This window comes from Pseudoduganella chitinolytica (assembly GCF_029028125.1).
Taxonomy (GTDB): domain Bacteria; phylum Pseudomonadota; class Gammaproteobacteria; order Burkholderiales; family Burkholderiaceae_D; genus Rugamonas; species Rugamonas chitinolytica.
In genome coordinates this window covers 5,115,912-5,130,774 of sequence record NZ_CP119083.1, presented here as the reverse complement: position 1 = coordinate 5,130,774, position 14,863 = coordinate 5,115,912, and the positions used below count along the sequence as shown (strand labels likewise).

Annotated in this window: 21 protein-coding genes; 1 reads left to right on the top strand and 20 read right to left on the bottom strand. The window is 69.9% G+C overall.

What is annotated here, in order from left to right; genetic code table 11:
• Window position 1: 1 nt before the first annotated feature.
• The 20 genes from PX653_RS22890 to PX653_RS22795 all read right to left on the bottom strand — a co-directional run bounded on the left by PX653_RS22890 (window position 2) and on the right by PX653_RS22795 (window position 13,970).
• Window positions 2-400: an EscF/YscF/HrpA family type III secretion system needle major subunit gene (locus PX653_RS22890; RefSeq protein WP_277414992.1), complete on the bottom strand. Its 399-nt coding sequence runs from the start codon at window positions 398-400 to the stop codon at window positions 2-4.
• 71 nt (window positions 401-471) lie between these two features.
• On the bottom strand, window positions 472-858 hold the full coding sequence (locus PX653_RS22885) for a hypothetical protein (protein ID WP_277414991.1): 387 nt from the start codon (window positions 856-858) through the stop codon (window positions 472-474).
• Entirely contained in the window at window positions 855-1,970 is a 1,116-nt protein-coding gene (sctU, locus tag PX653_RS22880) for a type III secretion system export apparatus subunit SctU (protein WP_277414990.1), read from the bottom strand. The genes PX653_RS22885 and sctU overlap by 4 nt, the downstream gene beginning before the upstream one ends.
• Window positions 1,967-2,764 carry a type III secretion system export apparatus subunit SctT gene (sctT, locus tag PX653_RS22875; RefSeq protein WP_277414989.1) on the bottom strand — a complete coding sequence of 266 codons (798 nt, stop codon included), beginning with the start codon at window positions 2,762-2,764 and terminating at the stop codon, window positions 1,967-1,969. The genes sctU and sctT overlap by 4 nt, the downstream gene beginning before the upstream one ends.
• Before the next feature lie 7 nt (window positions 2,765-2,771).
• The gene (gene sctS, locus PX653_RS22870; RefSeq protein ID WP_277414988.1) at window positions 2,772-3,035 is read right to left on the bottom strand and encodes a type III secretion system export apparatus subunit SctS; all 264 of its coding nucleotides are present in this window, start codon (window positions 3,033-3,035) and stop codon (window positions 2,772-2,774) included.
• A 12-nt stretch (window positions 3,036-3,047) separates the two neighbouring features.
• Window positions 3,048-3,707, bottom strand: coding sequence for a type III secretion system export apparatus subunit SctR (sctR, locus tag PX653_RS22865; protein WP_277414987.1), 660 nt, complete (start codon window positions 3,705-3,707; stop codon window positions 3,048-3,050).
• Window positions 3,701-4,747, bottom strand: coding sequence for a type III secretion system cytoplasmic ring protein SctQ (gene sctQ, locus PX653_RS22860; protein WP_277414986.1), 1,047 nt, complete (start codon window positions 4,745-4,747; stop codon window positions 3,701-3,703). Before sctQ ends, sctR begins: the two co-directional genes overlap by 7 nt.
• A 43-nt stretch (window positions 4,748-4,790) precedes the next feature.
• Window positions 4,791-5,429 (bottom strand): hypothetical protein, encoded by a 639-nt coding sequence (locus PX653_RS22855; RefSeq protein WP_277414985.1) that lies wholly within the window; start codon window positions 5,427-5,429, stop codon window positions 4,791-4,793.
• A 2-nt stretch (window positions 5,430-5,431) separates the two neighbouring features.
• Entirely contained in the window at window positions 5,432-5,662 is a 231-nt protein-coding gene (locus PX653_RS22850) for a hypothetical protein (RefSeq protein ID WP_277414984.1), read from the bottom strand.
• The gene (locus PX653_RS22845; RefSeq protein WP_277414983.1) at window positions 5,659-5,916 is read right to left on the bottom strand and encodes a hypothetical protein; all 258 of its coding nucleotides are present in this window, start codon (window positions 5,914-5,916) and stop codon (window positions 5,659-5,661) included. Before PX653_RS22845 ends, PX653_RS22850 begins: the two co-directional genes overlap by 4 nt.
• Window positions 5,913-7,277, bottom strand: a complete 1,365-nt coding sequence (locus tag PX653_RS22840) for a FliI/YscN family ATPase (RefSeq protein ID WP_277414982.1) — start codon at window positions 7,275-7,277, stop codon at window positions 5,913-5,915. Before PX653_RS22840 ends, PX653_RS22845 begins: the two co-directional genes overlap by 4 nt.
• Entirely contained in the window at window positions 7,271-8,278 is a 1,008-nt protein-coding gene (locus PX653_RS22835; RefSeq protein ID WP_277414981.1) for an FHA domain-containing protein, read from the bottom strand. The genes PX653_RS22840 and PX653_RS22835 overlap by 7 nt, the downstream gene beginning before the upstream one ends.
• A 16-nt stretch (window positions 8,279-8,294) precedes the next feature.
• A complete protein-coding gene (locus tag PX653_RS22830; RefSeq protein WP_277414980.1) occupies window positions 8,295-8,660 on the bottom strand; it encodes a hypothetical protein in 366 nt (121 codons plus the stop codon).
• Window positions 8,657-9,403 (bottom strand): hypothetical protein, encoded by a 747-nt coding sequence (locus PX653_RS22825; protein ID WP_277414979.1) that lies wholly within the window; start codon window positions 9,401-9,403, stop codon window positions 8,657-8,659. Before PX653_RS22825 ends, PX653_RS22830 begins: the two co-directional genes overlap by 4 nt.
• Window positions 9,404-9,467: 64 nt before the next feature.
• Window positions 9,468-11,558 (bottom strand): type III secretion system export apparatus subunit SctV, encoded by a 2,091-nt coding sequence (sctV, locus tag PX653_RS22820; protein ID WP_277414978.1) that lies wholly within the window; start codon window positions 11,556-11,558, stop codon window positions 9,468-9,470.
• A 33-nt stretch (window positions 11,559-11,591) separates the two neighbouring features.
• Complete coding sequence (locus tag PX653_RS22815) at window positions 11,592-11,891, bottom strand: hypothetical protein (protein WP_277414977.1); 300 nt, start codon at window positions 11,889-11,891, stop codon at window positions 11,592-11,594.
• Entirely contained in the window at window positions 11,869-12,324 is a 456-nt protein-coding gene (locus PX653_RS22810) for a hypothetical protein (protein WP_277414976.1), read from the bottom strand. The genes PX653_RS22815 and PX653_RS22810 overlap by 23 nt, the downstream gene beginning before the upstream one ends.
• On the bottom strand, window positions 12,321-12,650 hold the full coding sequence (locus PX653_RS22805; protein ID WP_277414975.1) for a hypothetical protein: 330 nt from the start codon (window positions 12,648-12,650) through the stop codon (window positions 12,321-12,323). The genes PX653_RS22810 and PX653_RS22805 overlap by 4 nt, the downstream gene beginning before the upstream one ends.
• Entirely contained in the window at window positions 12,638-13,159 is a 522-nt protein-coding gene (locus PX653_RS22800) for a hypothetical protein (protein WP_277414974.1), read from the bottom strand. Before PX653_RS22800 ends, PX653_RS22805 begins: the two co-directional genes overlap by 13 nt.
• Window positions 13,160-13,184: 25 nt before the next feature.
• Entirely contained in the window at window positions 13,185-13,970 is a 786-nt protein-coding gene (locus tag PX653_RS22795) for a hypothetical protein (RefSeq protein ID WP_277414973.1), read from the bottom strand.
• Between the two features lie 244 nt (window positions 13,971-14,214).
• On the opposite strand from PX653_RS22795, the gene PX653_RS22790 reads away from it, so the two are divergent.
• Window positions 14,215-14,850, top strand: a complete 636-nt coding sequence (locus PX653_RS22790; protein ID WP_277414972.1) for an RNA polymerase sigma factor — start codon at window positions 14,215-14,217, stop codon at window positions 14,848-14,850.
• The last annotated feature ends 13 nt before the right edge of the window (window positions 14,851-14,863 follow it).

The window sequence follows — 14,863 nt, the reverse complement described above, 5'->3', positions numbered from 1 at the left end:
GTCATTGCAGCTTGGTGAGCGAATCAATGGAGGTGCTGGCCTTCGACACCACCTTCGACACCGTCTGCACCCGCAGCTGGTAGTCGTTCAACGCCAGCATCGCGCGCATCAGGTGCATTGAATCGCCGCTGGTCGTGGCCTTTTCCAGCAGGCGCGATACATACTGCTGGTCCTTCTTCAGTTCACCCGCCAGGCCGGCCGCGCGGCTGGCGATGGCCTGGCCCAGCGACGGCTCGCGCGGCGCGCCCGCCGGGCCGTTCATCGCCTGCTGGCGCTCCAGGGCCTGGCGGAACTGGGCGGCATCGGCCTGCTCCAGCCCCGCAGTTTCGCCGGTGACGCGCACCTGCGTTGCCGGTTGCGGCGTGACCGGGGTATTGATAGCCGCTGCGCTTGCATTCATCTGGTTTCTCCTGTTGCGTTGTCGGTGCCGAAGCTCCGTGGTGGGTGGCGGCCTGCCGCCGCCGGGTTCCTTCAATACAGCCGGCCCTCGAAGCCCAGGCAGAACTCGCCGCCGCAGCCGAACGGGCTGGCGGGGTCACACTGGCCGGCCCGGCCGCAGCGTCGCTCGCAAGCCTGGCGCGACGCGGGCCGCAATGCCTGCAGGCGCTCGCCGGTGCGCGCAGGGGATGGCCGCAGCGCCGGCAGCGCCGTGCCGGCCACCAGCGCCAGGTGGTGGGCCCGGTCGCCGGCGCCCACCACCGGCTCGTACCTCGGAGGCGGTTCGCCCAGGCGGTCGTCCTCGCTGGCGGGACGCGGTTCGATCTTCACGGGAGCGCGTGGCGCCTTGACGGCCGCCGGCGCGGACGGGCGTGACGGCGGCGCCGTCGTCACCGGCGGCAGCTCGGGCTTCTTCATCATGGCGCTACTCCCAGCGTGCGCTGGCTCGCCGGCGGCTCGCCCAGGCTTTCGAGCTCCGCCTCGCGCACGTCCGACTCCAGCAACTGCGACACCACGGCATAGACGTGGGCCACTGCCTCGTAACTGGCCTTCGGCACGGGCGTGTCGGCCTTGCCGGTGGCGTACAGCGTGCGCGCCAGCCAGACGTGGCGGATGACAGGGATGCCCAATTCGCGGGCGCGCGCGATCATCGCGTGGGCCGTGGCATCCTTGCCCTTGGCCAGCACCAGCGGCACCATCGCTTCCGCGGGGTCGTAGAACATCGCCACCGCGAAGTGGGTCGGATTGACGACCACCGCGTTGGCGTCCTCCGTGCGCGCGACCGGCGCCTCGTTGGCCCACTGCCGCGCCAGCTGGCGGCGCTGGCCCTTGACCATCGGGTCGCCTTCGGACTCCTTGTATTCGCGCTTGATCTCTTCCATGTCCATCATCAGCTCCTTGCGGTGGAAGTGCTTCTGCACGGCGAAGTCCACCAGCGCCAGCACCAGGCAGACCACGATCACCGAATGGAAGATCGACTTGATCAACTGGAAGAACGCGCGGTAGACGTCCTTCGGCTCGCCCGTGGCCAGTTGCACGATGTCCGGCAAGGCGCTGCGTGCCAGCACGTAGACGATCCAGCCGATCAGCGCCGCCTTGCCGACCGTGATCAACAGCTCGATCAGCTTCTTCTTCGAGAACAGCTGCTTGACGCCGTTGACGGGGTTGAGCTTGTCGAACTTGGGCGTCACGGCTTCGCCCGAGACGAGGATGCCGAACTGGCCCCAGTGCCCCGCCACGGCGCACACCGTGCAGACCACGAAGCAGACGCTGAACACGACCAGCAGCAGCAGCGCCGACGAGGTGGCCATTTCCTTCAGGGCCGCCTCGAACGGCTGGCCAACGCTGGACACCCCGAACGTCATCAGCGACTCCAGGGACTCGCGCCACAGCGATTCGGTCGCGAACGCCGTTTCCGCCACCGCCACCAGCGTGACGAGCTTGGCCAGGTCGCGGCTGACGGCGATCTGGCCCTTCTCGCGCGCGTCCTCGATCTTCTTGTCTGTGGGTTCTTCGTTCTTTTCGTCGCTCATCGCGCCGCCCCCAGGAGCTCCGGCACGATATCGAGCAGGTTGGAGAAATCTCCCGTCACGTAATGCGAAAAGGTCGGCCAGTACAGCAGCAGGACCAGGAGGCCCGTCAGGCTCTTGATCGGCGCCGACGCGAACGACACCTGCAGGTTGGAAGCGAACACGCCGATCATCGCGAACGCGAATTCGATCAGCACCAGCGGGATGATGACGGGCGCGCCGTACACGATGATGTGCCAGAACAGCGTGCCGAAGCGGCGCACCACCTCGCTCATCTGGCCCGGCTCGTAGGGCGGCAGCAGCGACCAGGCCGGCCAGGTGCCGTAGCTTTCGATCAGGATGCGGGCCAGCGCCAGGAACAGCCCGGCCTGGACCATCGTCAGCACCACCGCCTGGATCAGCATCGCTCCCACGGCGCTGGCATCGCGGTCCACGCTGGCGTTGTTGGCCTGGATCTGGATGGGCGAACGCTGGCTGTCCAGGATCGAGCCGACCGACTGCGCCACCCACATCGGGATCGCCGTCAGCACGCCCAGCAACAGGCCGATGGCGGCCTCCTTGAAGATCAGCAGGCCGCAAACCAGGACATCCGGCCCGTTCTGCTGGACGAAATAGAACGTCGGCAGCGCCGCCGGCAGGGCGATGGCCATCGCGGCGCAGTTCTTCGCCATCCCCGTCAGCACGTTGATGCCGAAGCCTGGCAGGATCACGAGACAGACCAGCAGGCGCGGCGTGATCAGCGCCATCGTGATCATGGCATTCTGCATGTCCAGCAGCAGCGACGCGGGCATCGTCATGGCGGCTTCAGTGCCCGATCGACTGCACCAGCGTAAACGCCAGGTCGGTCAACTGCAGCAGCTCGACGCCGATCCAGCGGCCCATGCCCGTCAGCGTGACCGCGACGGCAACCAGCTTGACGACGTAAGGCAAAGTCTGGTCCTGGATCTGCGTGACGGCCTGCACCAGCGACACCGTCACGCCGCACAGGGTGGCGATGATCAGCGGCGGCGCCGACAGCATCACGGCCAGCCACAGGCCTTGCTGGAAGAAGGTCAGGGTTTCGGTCATCGGGTTCTCCGGTTACGCGTACGACAGCGCCAGCGCGTTGAGCAGCTTGCCCCAGCCGCCGACCAGCGTGAACAGCAGCAGCTTCAGGGGGATCGTGATGGTCTGCGGGCTGACCTGCTGCATGCCCAGCGCCATCAGCAGGTTCGAGATCAACAGGTCGACGACGACGAACGGAATGTAGATCAGGAAGCCGATCTCGTAGCCGGCCTGCAGCTCCGAGACGACGAAGGCGGGGATCAGCACCAGCGCATCGCTGGAGCGGGCTTCCTTGGCCACGTCGGCCGGCCACAGCTTCTTGGCGGAGGCCAGGAACAGCTCGCGCTGGTCCGGATTGCTGTGCTTGAGCATGAAGCCGCGCATCGGCTCGAACGTATCCTGGGCCCGCGCCAGCAGCGGCGTGGTGGCATTGGCAGGTGCGGCCGGCACCGTCGCGGTGGCGCGCCGGCCCATCTCCTGGGCGGTCGGTGCCATCACGAACAGGGTCAGCGCCAGCGAGATGCCATAGATAGCCAGCGTGGGCGGCACCTGCTGCACGCCGATCGCATTGCGCAGCACCAGCAGCACCATCGAGATCTTCAGGAACGACGTCGTCGTCACGACCATCAGCGGCACCAGCGCCAGCATGGCCAGCATGACGGAAAACGACACGACATCGTAATTCCCGCTCAGCATGGCACGTCCCAGCGCGTGATGCGGATGCCCAGGCGGCCCGCCACGTCGACCGCTTCCCCTTCGCCCAGGCGTTGGCCGCCGGCGACGATGGCAACCGCCCCGTCGGCCGCGCCGTCCAGCTGGAAGATGGCGCCGGGCGCCAGCGTGCGCAACTGGCCCAGCGTCAGGGCCAGCGCGCCGAGCCGGAATTCCAGCTGCAGCGGCGTGCGGTCGAGGTCCGGCGGTGCGACGTCAAGTTGCGCCGGCATGGGCGCTTCGTGTTCTGTTTCCATTGCGGACTCCAAAGAGAGAAATTCGACGGTACCGGTGTGGCCGTAACGCACCCGTGCCAGCCGGCCGGCGCAACGCAGCCAGCCCACGCCGTCCACGTCCACATCGGGGCGGGCGGGAACGATGACGTCACCGGGCAGCAGCGTGCGCAGCACGGCCGGCGCGAGGGCATGACGGGCGATGCGGGCCGGCGCCCGTACCGTCAGCGCCAGGAACGGCGCTGGCGGTGCCTGGACGGGCTGGAACGGATGCGCCGCCAGCAGGGAGAGCCAGGTGGCGGCATCGGCCTGCGCCGGCGTGCCCACCGCATGGCTGCCATCCTGCAGCGACAGGTGCAGCGTAGCGACGCCCGGCGTAGCGACGCCCGGCGCGACCGCTGGCGGTGGGCGCAGCAGCAGCGTCATGGCGGCCAGTGGCGTGCCGGCCAGGCGGCCCAGCAACCGGGCCGCCAGCCACTCGCGCTGCGCGGCCGGTGCCGCGTCGAAGGCGGCGACATCGATGCCCGTCAGCGCCAGCAGGAACGGCACGCCCGCGTGCAGTGCGAGACGGCCGGGCGGCCCGTCCAGCGCGACAGCATCGGCATCGGGCGTGCCCTGCTCCGCCGTGAAGGCGACGTGCAGGGTGACGCCATCGGCCAGCGGCAGCCGCAGGCCACGGCCCACCCGCCGCGTCAGGGCGGCATGGTCGGCCGTGACCTCGGCGCGCAGCAGGCTGCGGGGCGGGTATCCGGCGGCGTCGCCCGGCAATCCGGGCAGGCAGGCAATCGGCATCGCGGTCCAATTCAAGGGTGGCTCGGCGCGCCGGGCCCCATGCCTACAGCACGGTCACCCTGACGCTTCTGCCTATACGTTGCCGCAGCTGCCCCGCCAGTTCCATTTGCCGTCCCCGCAACTGTTCGCCCAGCCGGTTCGATGCGGGCGTCAGAAGGTAATCGACGGCGTCCGGCCGCACGTCCACCGCCACGCCCAGCGTCTCGCCGCCCGGCAGCAGCACCTCGAACACGCCGCTGTCGGGCCCTTGCGCCAGCAGCGCGGCAATCAATGCACTGTCCAGGTCATCCCGCGTGTCCGTGTCGCTCGCCGCCTGCGCCGCGATATCGGTGTCTTCGTTGTCACCCTCTCCGCCCGAACCGCGCTCCCGCTCCCGCTCGCCGCAAGCGGCGGCCGGCAAGGCAGTGGGCGGACGTTCCGCCACGCTCTCCGGCAGCTCGCGCGGGGCGGGACCTTCGCGCCCCGCTTTCTCGACGAGCCGGCGCAGTGGCCGGGCGGCGGCCGGTGCCGGTGCGTGACCGGTCCGCGCTGGCGAGCTTGCCGGCGCCGGCGGTGCAGGCGGCGTGGGTGTCGCCAGCTCGGCACGCCGGGAAGACGCACGGCCCGGCAGCGGGCGCGCGGCCGGCAGCAGGGCGTCGGTATGGCGGTCCAGCCAGGCCGGATGGGCGATCGGGTACGGCATGGTCACTCCTCGGTGCGGGCGGCCAGCAGCCGCAGTTCGTCGTTCAGGATGGCGAGCTTTTCCTGTTGCCGGTTGGCGGCGAGTACCCGCTCCAGCGCGTCGAAAAACGTGCGTTGGGCCTGTTCGCAGCGCACCAGCTCCTCGCGCCACGCGAGATAGACGCGCGCGGCGTCCTCCTTCATGCGCTCGTAGGTGGCCTTGGCCTTGCGCAGGTCGCCGCTGGTCGTCGTCATCTGCAGGAAACCCTCGCGGGCGGCGTGCCAGAAATCGCTGGCCGCGGCGACGGCCTGGCGCCAGGCCCCTTGCGCTCGCGCAGGACGGTACGGGCTTGGCGCCACTGCTGGCGGGCCTCGTTGCGCTCCCGCTCCAGCCGACCGAGGCGCTGCTTGCGCACGTGCAGCAGTCGCGCCAGGCTCTGGTCGGGGCGGCGTGGCTCCGGCACGTCGACCACTTCCCGCTTGGCGCGCCGGCCAATTGCCGAATTCATGCGGCCATGCCCATCAGCGTGTCGATGGCTTCGTCGTAGCCGGCGCTGCTGCTGGTGTCCTGGCGCAGGAAGGCCAGTTGCTGCGGGCGCAGTTGCACGGCGCGGTCGGCGACCGGATCGGCGCCGGCCTTGTATTCGCCCAGCCGGATCAGCAGCTCCATCTCCTGGTAGCGCGCCATCAGCTCGCGGAAGTGCGACGCGGCCTTGCGGTGCTCGCGCGTGGTGACGTTGCTCATCACGCGGCTGATGCTGGCCAGGACGTCGATGGCCGGATAGTGGCCCTGCTCGGCCAGTTTGCGCGTCAGCAGGATGTGCCCGTCCAGCAGCGACTTGGCCTCGTCGCCGATGGGGTCGGAGGCCGACTCGCCATCGACCAGTACCGTGTACATGGCGGTGACGGAACCCTCGGGCGTGCTGCCGGCGCGTTCGATCAGCCGTGGCAGCATCGTGTAGACGGACGGGGTGAAGCCGCCCCGCGCCGGCGGCTCGCCCGCGGCCAGGCCGATCTCGCGCTGGGCGCGGGCAAACCGGGTCAGCGAGTCGACCAGCAGCAGCACCTTCTTGCCGCGCGCCCGGAACGCCTCGGCGATCGCGGTGGCGGAAAAAGCGGCGCGCGAGCGCTCCATCGACGTGCGGTCCGACGTGGCGCAGACGATGATGGTCTTCTTGACCAGTTCCGCGTCCAGCTCGTGCTCCAGGAATTCGTTCAACTCGCGGCCGCGCTCTCCGATTAGCCCGAACACGATGGCTTCCGCCTCGCAGCCGCGCGCAATGGCCGCCATCAGGGTCGTCTTGCCGCAACCGGGACCCGCGAACACGCCGATGCGCTGGCCCACGCCCATCGTCAGCATGCCGTCGATGGCACGCACGCCCGTCGCCAGCGGTGTCGCGATGCGGGGCCGGTCGGTCGCCACCGGCGCATCGCGGATCACCGGCACCGTGTCGCGCCAGGTCGCCACGTTGTCGGCGGCGGCGGGCGCACGGAACATCTGCCGGCCGAAGCCGTCCAGCACGCAGCCGAACAGGTGGTCGCCCACCTCGATCGCGTGGGCGCGCCGCAGCGGTTCGATGACCGTGCCCGTCGAGACGCCTTCCAGGGGACTGAGGGCGGACAGGATGGCGCAGCGCTCCGTAAAACCGACCACTTCGGCCAGCATCGGTGCCGCTTCCTGGCCCGGGTTGAACAGGTGGCACAACTCGCCGATGCGCACCGGCGGCATCTGCGCCTCGATCAACGTGCCCAGCACCTGCGACACCTTGCCCCGGCTGCTGAAGCCGGGCTGGCGCGGCAGCGCGGCCGTCCACTCGGGCAGGCGCGCGCGCAGGCGCTCCAGCACCGCATCCACGTCGCCGCTCACCATTTCACCTCGATGGGTTGGCGGCCGTTGAAGCTGATGCGGTTGCCGTTGATGGCGACCAGGCGCACGCCCTTGTAGTCGTCGCCCGGAAAGAGCCGTTGGCCGTCGTCGGTGACGATGCTGGCGTTGGCGCCCGACACCACCTGCCTGACCTTGAAGGGCAACATCGTGTCCGCGCCGCCGATGCGGGCGTCGATGGGGAAGTCGATGTGGTGCGCGGCCACGAACGCATCCAGGATGCGGCGGAAGCGGGCCGCCTCTTCCTCGTCCAGCGACGCGCGCAGCGTCCATGACCGGTCCTCCAGGGTCAGGTCGAAGCGGCGCAGCAGGTCCACTTCGGCCAGGCGCTGGCGGAAGGCTTCGCGCAGCGCCTGCGGGGAGGGCGGCTGCGCGGCCTTGGGCAGCGCGGCCGCCGGCTTCAGGGATGTTGTGGCGGGTGCCGGCATCGGCTCGCCCGAGCGCGCCGTGTACGCATACGCAGCCGCCGCCACCAGCCCGGCGCCCAGCGCGACCGGCAGCATCACGATGCGGGAGCGCCGCCGGCGAGGCTTCTGCACGCGCGCCGGCACGGGTTCGGCGACATCCGGCGGTGCCACCGGTTCCGCCTCCTCAGCCTGCAGCGGCTCCTCCACGCCGGCTTGCTCCTGTTCCGGCATCGCCGCCTGGGGAGGCGGGTCGGCCGGCGGGTCCTGCCATGGCATGCCGGGTGCCGCCACGGTCAGCCAGATCCGGCCCACCCGCGCGCAATCGCCGGGCGCCAGCTGCGGCTGGTCGGCCGGCACGTCGTCCGCCGCGCCGCGCACGATGCCGTCCAGCGCCAGCAGCGACCAGCTGCTCCCTGCCAGCCGCAGCACCGCGTGCCTCGGCTCGATGCCAGGATCGACCAGCACGACGTCGGCATCGTCGCCGGCGCCGATCAGTTGCGGCTGGTCGTCCAGCGGCAGGCTGGCGCCGCGGTGCAGGCCGTTCAGGATGCGCAGTTCCAGGTCGTTGGTATCGCTCATTGGTTCTCCTTCCAGTTCATTGACCGTCATCCTGGCCGGTCAGCAGCGTGGCCAGCGGGCTGTCCTGCACGTGCCGGCTGGTGGCCGGATCGAGCGGATTCCAGGCCGGGTTATCGTGGTTGACCAGGGCGCCCATCACGAACGCCTCGACCACTTCGCGCCGCCGCGCCGCGGCCGTCTGGCGCTGGCGCGACAGAGCGCGCAGCGCGACCACGTCGATCGGGCCTTGCGTCGCCGCCGCCTGCCCGGCGGGGCCCAGTCGCCGGGCCAGCAATGCACAGGCATCGTCCACCAGCGCGGCCAGCCTGGCATAGGCCTGCTGACGCGCGCCATCGAGCCGATAGGTTCGCGTCGGATCGTCCGGCTGCCCGGGCCCGTTCAAGGCTGTGCTCCCACCGACGTACCGTGGCGCTCCTTCGCAGGCTCGGCGACGTCGCCATGTCCCGGCGCGTGCTTACCAACCTTGCCATGGTCCTCGGCGCCGCCCCCCGGCGCTGCCTGGCCGCCGACCAGGTCGAGGGCATTGTTCTCCCCCATCTCCTCGAGCTGATGGCGCAGCGTGGCGGCGGCCTTCGACTCCTCGGCGGCCGGCGGCGCGGCGCCCTGCAGCAGCGGCGCCAGCTCCTCGTTGAGGGCGCGCAGGCGGGGCCCGATCAGCTCCAGCATCTCGGCACCGATGCTCCGGCCACCCGGCAAGGTCGCCGCCATGCCGCCCAGGGCGGTTTCCAGCTGGTCCCAGGCACTGGCCAGCAGCCGCGCCAGCTCGCCCGGATGATGCGGCGACGGCGCTGCCGCCGGTAGCGCATTGCTTGCTGCCGGCGCCGGTGGCGCTGCCGGCTTGCGCGGCGCCGTGTCGCGCAACCTGGCCGCCAGTGCGCCGCCGGCGGGACGTGGCGGCAGCGGCGGTGGCGCAGCCGGCGCTGTGGCCGCCGGCTGCGCGGTCGCGACCTGCAGCAGCGTCGCCAACGTGGCCGGATCGAACGAGCGCAGCTTGGTCGCCAGTTGCTGGAACATCGGCGCCAGCGGGCTGGCCCGGGCGGCCGTCACGGCCGTCTGTACCGCCGCGCCGGCCATGCGGCCCAGGCTGGCCGCGGCCGTCATGGCGCCCGCTATCGGTAATGGCATCGTGTCCTCCCTGCTGTTCGTACTGCTCGTGTCGATGAACGTCCGCGCATGGGCAGCGGTTCCGTTACAGTTCGATCATGCCGACCGGCTGGATGCGCGCGTGCTGGGTCAGCTCCGAGAACGCGAACACGGGCACGGGGAAGAATTCCTCCTCGATCAGCTTGCGCACGGAGCGCCGGATGTCGGCGGCCGTGACAAGGACGGGCGGCGCCACCGGCGAACTGACGTTGCGCGACAGCTCGCACAAGCGGTCCAGGATGGCCTGCTCCATCTCGGGATCGATGTCCAGGTAGCTGCCCTGGCTGGTCTGGCGCAGCGCATTGCGCAGTTGCTCTTCCAGCTCGGGCGACAGCAGGATCACTTCGATCAGGCCGGCGCGCGCCACCTCGAAGCACAGCTGCCGCTTCAACGCGAGGCGGACGTAGTCGGCGATGACGTCCGCATCGCGCTCCTTGGGCGCCCAGTCCAGCGTCGTCTCCAGCAGCAGGCGGGCATTGCGCAGCGAGACGCCCTCGCGGGTCAGGCGCTGCACCACCTCCGTCAGGCGCGGCAGCGTGACCGACTTGTTGACCTCCTTGCCCAGTTCCGGGTAGCGCCGCTCGGCCCAGCGGGTGAAGCGGATGACCTCGTTGACGCCGACGAACATCTGGCAGTTGCGCAGCATCTCGACCTCGATGTCGGACGCGAACACGTGCTCCCAGCGCTGCTGCATCACGCCAGCCGCCGCCAGCGCCGCCTCGTCGTCGATCCGGACCCAGACCCGGCGCCGGCGCGAGCCCGGCACGTTGTACTCCTCGGCGGTCAGCCCCAGTTCATGCAGCCGCTCCACCGCCTCGCGCGTGGCGCCCCAGCCCAGGCGGATCTCCTCGTCCACCAGCGGCACCTCGGACATCAGGAACTGCACGCGGCCCGGCGGCACGCTGGTGCTGAACTCGAACTCGATGGGCTTCAGGTCGGGGATACCGCGCCGCTGCAGCATGCCATTGCGCATCACGCGCACGGCCATGCGGATGATCTCCGCCTCCGGCGTGTCACGCAGCGCTTCCGGCATGCGCAGGATGAAGGGTGTCGTCGCCGAGAAGTTGACCAGGTCGACGATGCTGGCGTTCTGCTGCTCGCGCTCCTTGTCGGCGCGCTGCAGTTCCGCGTCCGCCAGGGGCTTCAACAGGCCGACCACGCCGGCGCCGGCCAGCAGCAGCGCCAGTGTCACGAACACCAGCATCGGCATGCCGGGAATGACTCCGAACAGCAGCATGATGCCAGCCGCCGTCAGCAGCGCTTTCGGCTCGGCGAACAGCTCGCCCACGATGTCCTGGCCGATATTGGTCACTTCGCCGTCGGCGTGCTCGCCCGCCACGCGCGTCGTGATCATGCCCGCGCCCAGCGAGATCAGCAGGGCCGGGATCTGCGCGATCAGCGCGTCGCCGATGGAGAGGATGGCGTAGACCTGCATGGCCTGCGCCGCATCCATGCCGCGCTGGACGATGCCGATCGAGATGCCGCCGATCAGGTTGATGGCGACGATGCAGATGCCGGCGATGGCGTCGCCCTTGACGAACTTCATGGCGCCGTCCATCGCGCCGTGCAGCTGGCTTTCCTGGCCCAGCAGCGCGCGCTTCTCCTTGGCTTCCTCGGGCGTCAGGATGCCCGCGCGCAGGTCGCTGTCGATCGACATCTGCTTGCCCGGCATCGCGTCCAGCGAGAAGCGGGCCGAGACTTCCGAGACCCGCTCCGAACCCTTGGTGATGACGATGAACTGCACCACTGTCAGGATCAGGAAGATGACGAGGCCGACCACCAGGTTGCCGCCGACGACGAAGTTACCGAACGTCTCGACGATGTGGCCGGCGTCGGCCTCCAGCAGGATCAGGCGCGTGGTGGACACGGAGATCGCCAGCCGGAACAGGGTCGTCAGCAGCAGCACGGCGGGGAACGTGGAAAACGCCGTCGGTCCCGACATGTACATCGCCACGACGACGATCAGGCCGGAAGCGCACAGGCTGCACGCGATCAGCATGTCGAGCAGCCAGACGGGCATCGGCAGCACCAGCATGAACACGATGCCCACCACCAGGCCCGCGGCCGCCAGTTCGGCGCGTTTCGCGCACTTGGCCGCGAACCGGTTGAGCATCATTACGACAGCCATCGACTGCATCGGATTTCCTTTTCAGTGCAAGACCGGGTGGGGTCAATATGCCGCGCCGGCACGGCGGGCGATCAGCGCGATCCACGCTTCCTCGTCCGCCGCACGGGCCGGGTCGGTACCGGCATGGCGGCGCAGCGCCGCCAGGTCCACGGGTTCGGCCAGCTCGACGGCCGCGTAGGCCGCCATCAACGCCAGGGCGCGGTTGTCCGGCCACAATTGCAGGCAGCCGCGCGCCAGCTCGTAGGCTTCCTCGGGCTGCTGGGCGTTCAGGTGGCCCCAGATCAGGCCGGTGGCGACGGTCAGTTCGTCGCGCAGCGGTTCAGGCACCGGCTTCTTGCGCATGCTCTTCCTCCTTCTCCGGCTGGATTGCCACGCCTGCCTCGTTGTCGCTGCGGGCCATCTGCTGCCAGCGCAGGCGCAGCCGGATGTCCCGCTCCAGCACCCGCACCGCATCCAGGCCGATGCGGCGATCGTCGCGTTCGCGCGTCAGCGAGTGCGCGATCAGCGCCTTCTGCAGCGCGCGCAGCTGCGGTACCGCGTTGCCGCGCCAGACCGGGTTGTCGGTCGTGACGGCGCTGCCCAGCGCGCGGCCGAGCAAGTCCATCTTGGGATCGGCCAGCTCCGGCGGCGGCAGCGACAGCGCCTCCTCCTCCGGCTGCAGCGCGGCACGCGACTTCGGTGCCAGCAGCTCGGTCTGCAGGCTGTGGATCTCGGCGAATTCGGCGGCGTCCGGGCCGAGGCCGGTGCCGCTGGCGCCACGGCCGGTGCGGATCATTGCAGCAGCTCCGCGGCGGCAGCCAGCGTGGCGGCGTCCAGGCTGGCGGGATTGCCGTCCACGCCGAGGCGGTGCACCACGTACCAGCCGCCGTCGTTGAACAGGGCCGGCAGCCAATGGCCGTAACGGGCCATGTCGGCGCCACGCCGGCGCAGCAGCGTTTCGCCGTGCACCTGGTGGCCGCTGCCGGCCGGCCAGCCCAGCACCGCGAGCTGGCCCTCGTCCAGCGGATAGACCAGCAGGCGCAGGCCGTCGTCGAGCACCGCCTGGGCGACCGCGCCTTCCATCGCCGCCGCGTGGACGAGGCGTTGCATCAGTTCTTCCATGTACTTTCTCCAGGATGGGCGGAATGCGGTCCCCGGCCGGTAACGCTGTCGCGCCACTGCTGTTCGCGAATTTCCAGCTTGCTGGGCAGCGGCGCCGTTTCGGCGCGGGCGGCGTTGACCTGGCGTTCCAGGTCGTCGAGCAGTTCGCGCCGCGCGGCCAGCTTCTCCGGCGGCCACAGGACCATGGGCAAGCTCGTTACCGCGTCGCGCAGCACCATCCACGCCCTGGCACGGCAAACGCAATCGTGGCCGCGCAGGCTCGCCAGCTGCGCCATCAGATGCGTGCCCTTGCCCTTGCCCCACGCCGCCTCGGCGGCCGTCAGCAACTGCACGGCGATCTCGGGCGCGCTGAGGATGGGCACGATACGGGCCTGGTCGGCCATGTCGCGCCGCAGCGTGTGGGCGATGGCGATCGCCGAGCGCACCAGCGTGAAGGCGCTGGCATCGGACATCGCCAGCCAGTAGCGCCCCATGCTGCGTTGGGGGTTCTTGCGCAAGTCGGATTTCATTGCGTTCTCCTTGGGGTTGGCATGCCTACAGACCGGACAGCATCTGCGCGCACAGTGTGTCGATGGCCTTCTCGCAGTTGTCCTCGCCCAGGTGGCGGATGACGGCCTTCAGTGTCGTCAGGGGCGTCAACGGCTTGTCGATGCTGCCCTTGTCCGTGATCAGGAAGCGCAGTTCGCGCGCCGACTTCGGTGCCGAGCCCTCCACGGCCGCCTCCAGCGAACCGGAGACGTCCGACTCCTGCAGCGCCTTGCGCACGCCGGAATCGCGGTCGACGACGTCGGCCATCATTTCGCCGATCGCCTCGCGCAACACCTTCTTCTTGTAGTTCGACAGGTTCTGCTCATCCACGCCCGCCAGCGCATCGCGCAGCACGCGCCACTGCTCCATCGGCTCGTGCTGTTCGGTCAGGATGGCCTTGACCTCCTCGCGTCCGCGCCGGCCGCTGTCGTCGCGCAGCATGTCGAGCGTCTGCTCGACCGCTTCCAGGTGCACCGCCGGGTCGTCGCCCGTGCTGCGCAACGCGGCCCGGCCGGGCTTGCGCTCGTTGTCCGGCGCGGCCTTGCGATTGCCCTGGCGCTGCGCCTGCGGCGCCACGCGGGGTGTGGCCCGGTGGCGCCGGTCCAGGCTCCTGGACTGGAACGACACACCGTCGCGCACGCCGCTTTCGCTGTCGATCGCTGCGCGCGGCAGCATCGACACGCTGGCCTGCTGCGGCGCGGGGCGCGGCGGCACACCCGTGACGGGGCGGCCCTGCGGCGGCGGCGCCGTGGCCGGGACCTGGTTGAACTGGTTGATGGGGCGCGTACTCATGCTGCTTGGTGGCCGGCCCGGCGGCCATGGTTCCATGCACGGGGCGGCTGCGCGGCCGTGGCACGAAGGCGCCTGCGGTTCCACCGGCGGCCCGGCGATTTCCTCAACTTTTTTCAATGTCTCAGCATTGTTCAAGAAACGACGGCGGCGCGGCGATCCACTGTTATCTTGAATACATCGACAGGCGCACTACCGGATGCCTGCCAGGAACGCAGACGTAACCCCCTACAAGCGAGAGCCCATCATGCACACTACGATCGTTGAAACCGCCCATGCCCGCACCGCCGCACCGATCCGGATGATCGGTCACGCGGAAGACCAGCTTCCCGCCGCCCTGCCGTTCGCGGTCGCCGCCCCTGCGGCGGCTACGCCGGCGCCGCAGGCCGCCATCGACGTCACCGCGCTGTACCGCCAGCACCGCACGCACCTGCTGCGTTTCGTGCAGCGCTACCTGGGCAACCCGAGCGATGCGGAAGACGTGGTGCAGAACACGTTCGTCGAGGCGCTGCGCTGCGCCGACCGCTTCTCCGGCCTGTCGAAGCCGTCCACCTGGCTGTTCGGCATCGCCCTGAACCTGGCGCGCAACCAGGGCCGGCGCAATGGCGCCGACCGTTACGAGACCGTCGAGGAGGACTTCCTGGAGCAGCAGGTCGACATCCATGCCGACCCGGCGCTGCAGTACGAATGGCGCCAGATGGCGCGCAAGGTGGAGCGGCTGGTCGACGACCTGCCGGCGCCGATCCGTGCCACTTTCGAGGCGGTGCTGGAGGGGGAGTTGACGTACGAGGAGGCGGCGCGCGACCTGCAGATCCCGATCGGCACCGTGCGCTCGCGGGTGTCGCGCGTACGCGCCGCGGCGCGCCTGGAATGCGAACGGTAAGGAACGCCGCGGT

Coding starts and splice junctions, on each gene's coding strand:
- sctS (WP_277414988.1), bottom strand. CDS start 3,035: ATGACCGAAACCCTGACCTTCTTCCAGCAAGGCCTGTGGCTGGCCGTG.
- PX653_RS22890 (WP_277414992.1), bottom strand. CDS start 400: ATGAATGCAAGCGCAGCGGCTATCAATACCCCGGTCACGCCGCAACCG.
- PX653_RS22800 (WP_277414974.1), bottom strand. CDS start 13,159: ATGAAATCCGACTTGCGCAAGAACCCCCAACGCAGCATGGGGCGCTAC.
- PX653_RS22825 (WP_277414979.1), bottom strand. CDS start 9,403: ATGCCATTACCGATAGCGGGCGCCATGACGGCCGCGGCCAGCCTGGGC.
- PX653_RS22840 (WP_277414982.1), bottom strand. CDS start 7,277: ATGGTGAGCGGCGACGTGGATGCGGTGCTGGAGCGCCTGCGCGCGCGC.
- sctV (WP_277414978.1), bottom strand. CDS start 11,558: ATGCAGTCGATGGCTGTCGTAATGATGCTCAACCGGTTCGCGGCCAAG.
- PX653_RS22845 (WP_277414983.1), bottom strand. CDS start 5,916: ATGAATTCGGCAATTGGCCGGCGCGCCAAGCGGGAAGTGGTCGACGTG.
- PX653_RS22810 (WP_277414976.1), bottom strand. CDS start 12,324: ATGATCCGCACCGGCCGTGGCGCCAGCGGCACCGGCCTCGGCCCGGAC.
- PX653_RS22815 (WP_277414977.1), bottom strand. CDS start 11,891: ATGCGCAAGAAGCCGGTGCCTGAACCGCTGCGCGACGAACTGACCGTC.
- PX653_RS22795 (WP_277414973.1), bottom strand. CDS start 13,970: ATGAGTACGCGCCCCATCAACCAGTTCAACCAGGTCCCGGCCACGGCG.
- sctT (WP_277414989.1), bottom strand. CDS start 2,764: ATGACGATGCCCGCGTCGCTGCTGCTGGACATGCAGAATGCCATGATC.
- sctR (WP_277414987.1), bottom strand. CDS start 3,707: ATGCTGAGCGGGAATTACGATGTCGTGTCGTTTTCCGTCATGCTGGCC.
- PX653_RS22835 (WP_277414981.1), bottom strand. CDS start 8,278: ATGAGCGATACCAACGACCTGGAACTGCGCATCCTGAACGGCCTGCAC.
- sctU (WP_277414990.1), bottom strand. CDS start 1,970: ATGAGCGACGAAAAGAACGAAGAACCCACAGACAAGAAGATCGAGGAC.
- PX653_RS22855 (WP_277414985.1), bottom strand. CDS start 5,429: ATGCCGTACCCGATCGCCCATCCGGCCTGGCTGGACCGCCATACCGAC.
- PX653_RS22850 (WP_277414984.1), bottom strand. CDS start 5,662: ATGACGACGACCAGCGGCGACCTGCGCAAGGCCAAGGCCACCTACGAG.
- PX653_RS22805 (WP_277414975.1), bottom strand. CDS start 12,650: ATGGAAGAACTGATGCAACGCCTCGTCCACGCGGCGGCGATGGAAGGC.
- sctQ (WP_277414986.1), bottom strand. CDS start 4,747: ATGCCGATTGCCTGCCTGCCCGGATTGCCGGGCGACGCCGCCGGATAC.
- PX653_RS22790 (WP_277414972.1), top strand. CDS start 14,215: ATGCACACTACGATCGTTGAAACCGCCCATGCCCGCACCGCCGCACCG.
- PX653_RS22885 (WP_277414991.1), bottom strand. CDS start 858: ATGATGAAGAAGCCCGAGCTGCCGCCGGTGACGACGGCGCCGCCGTCA.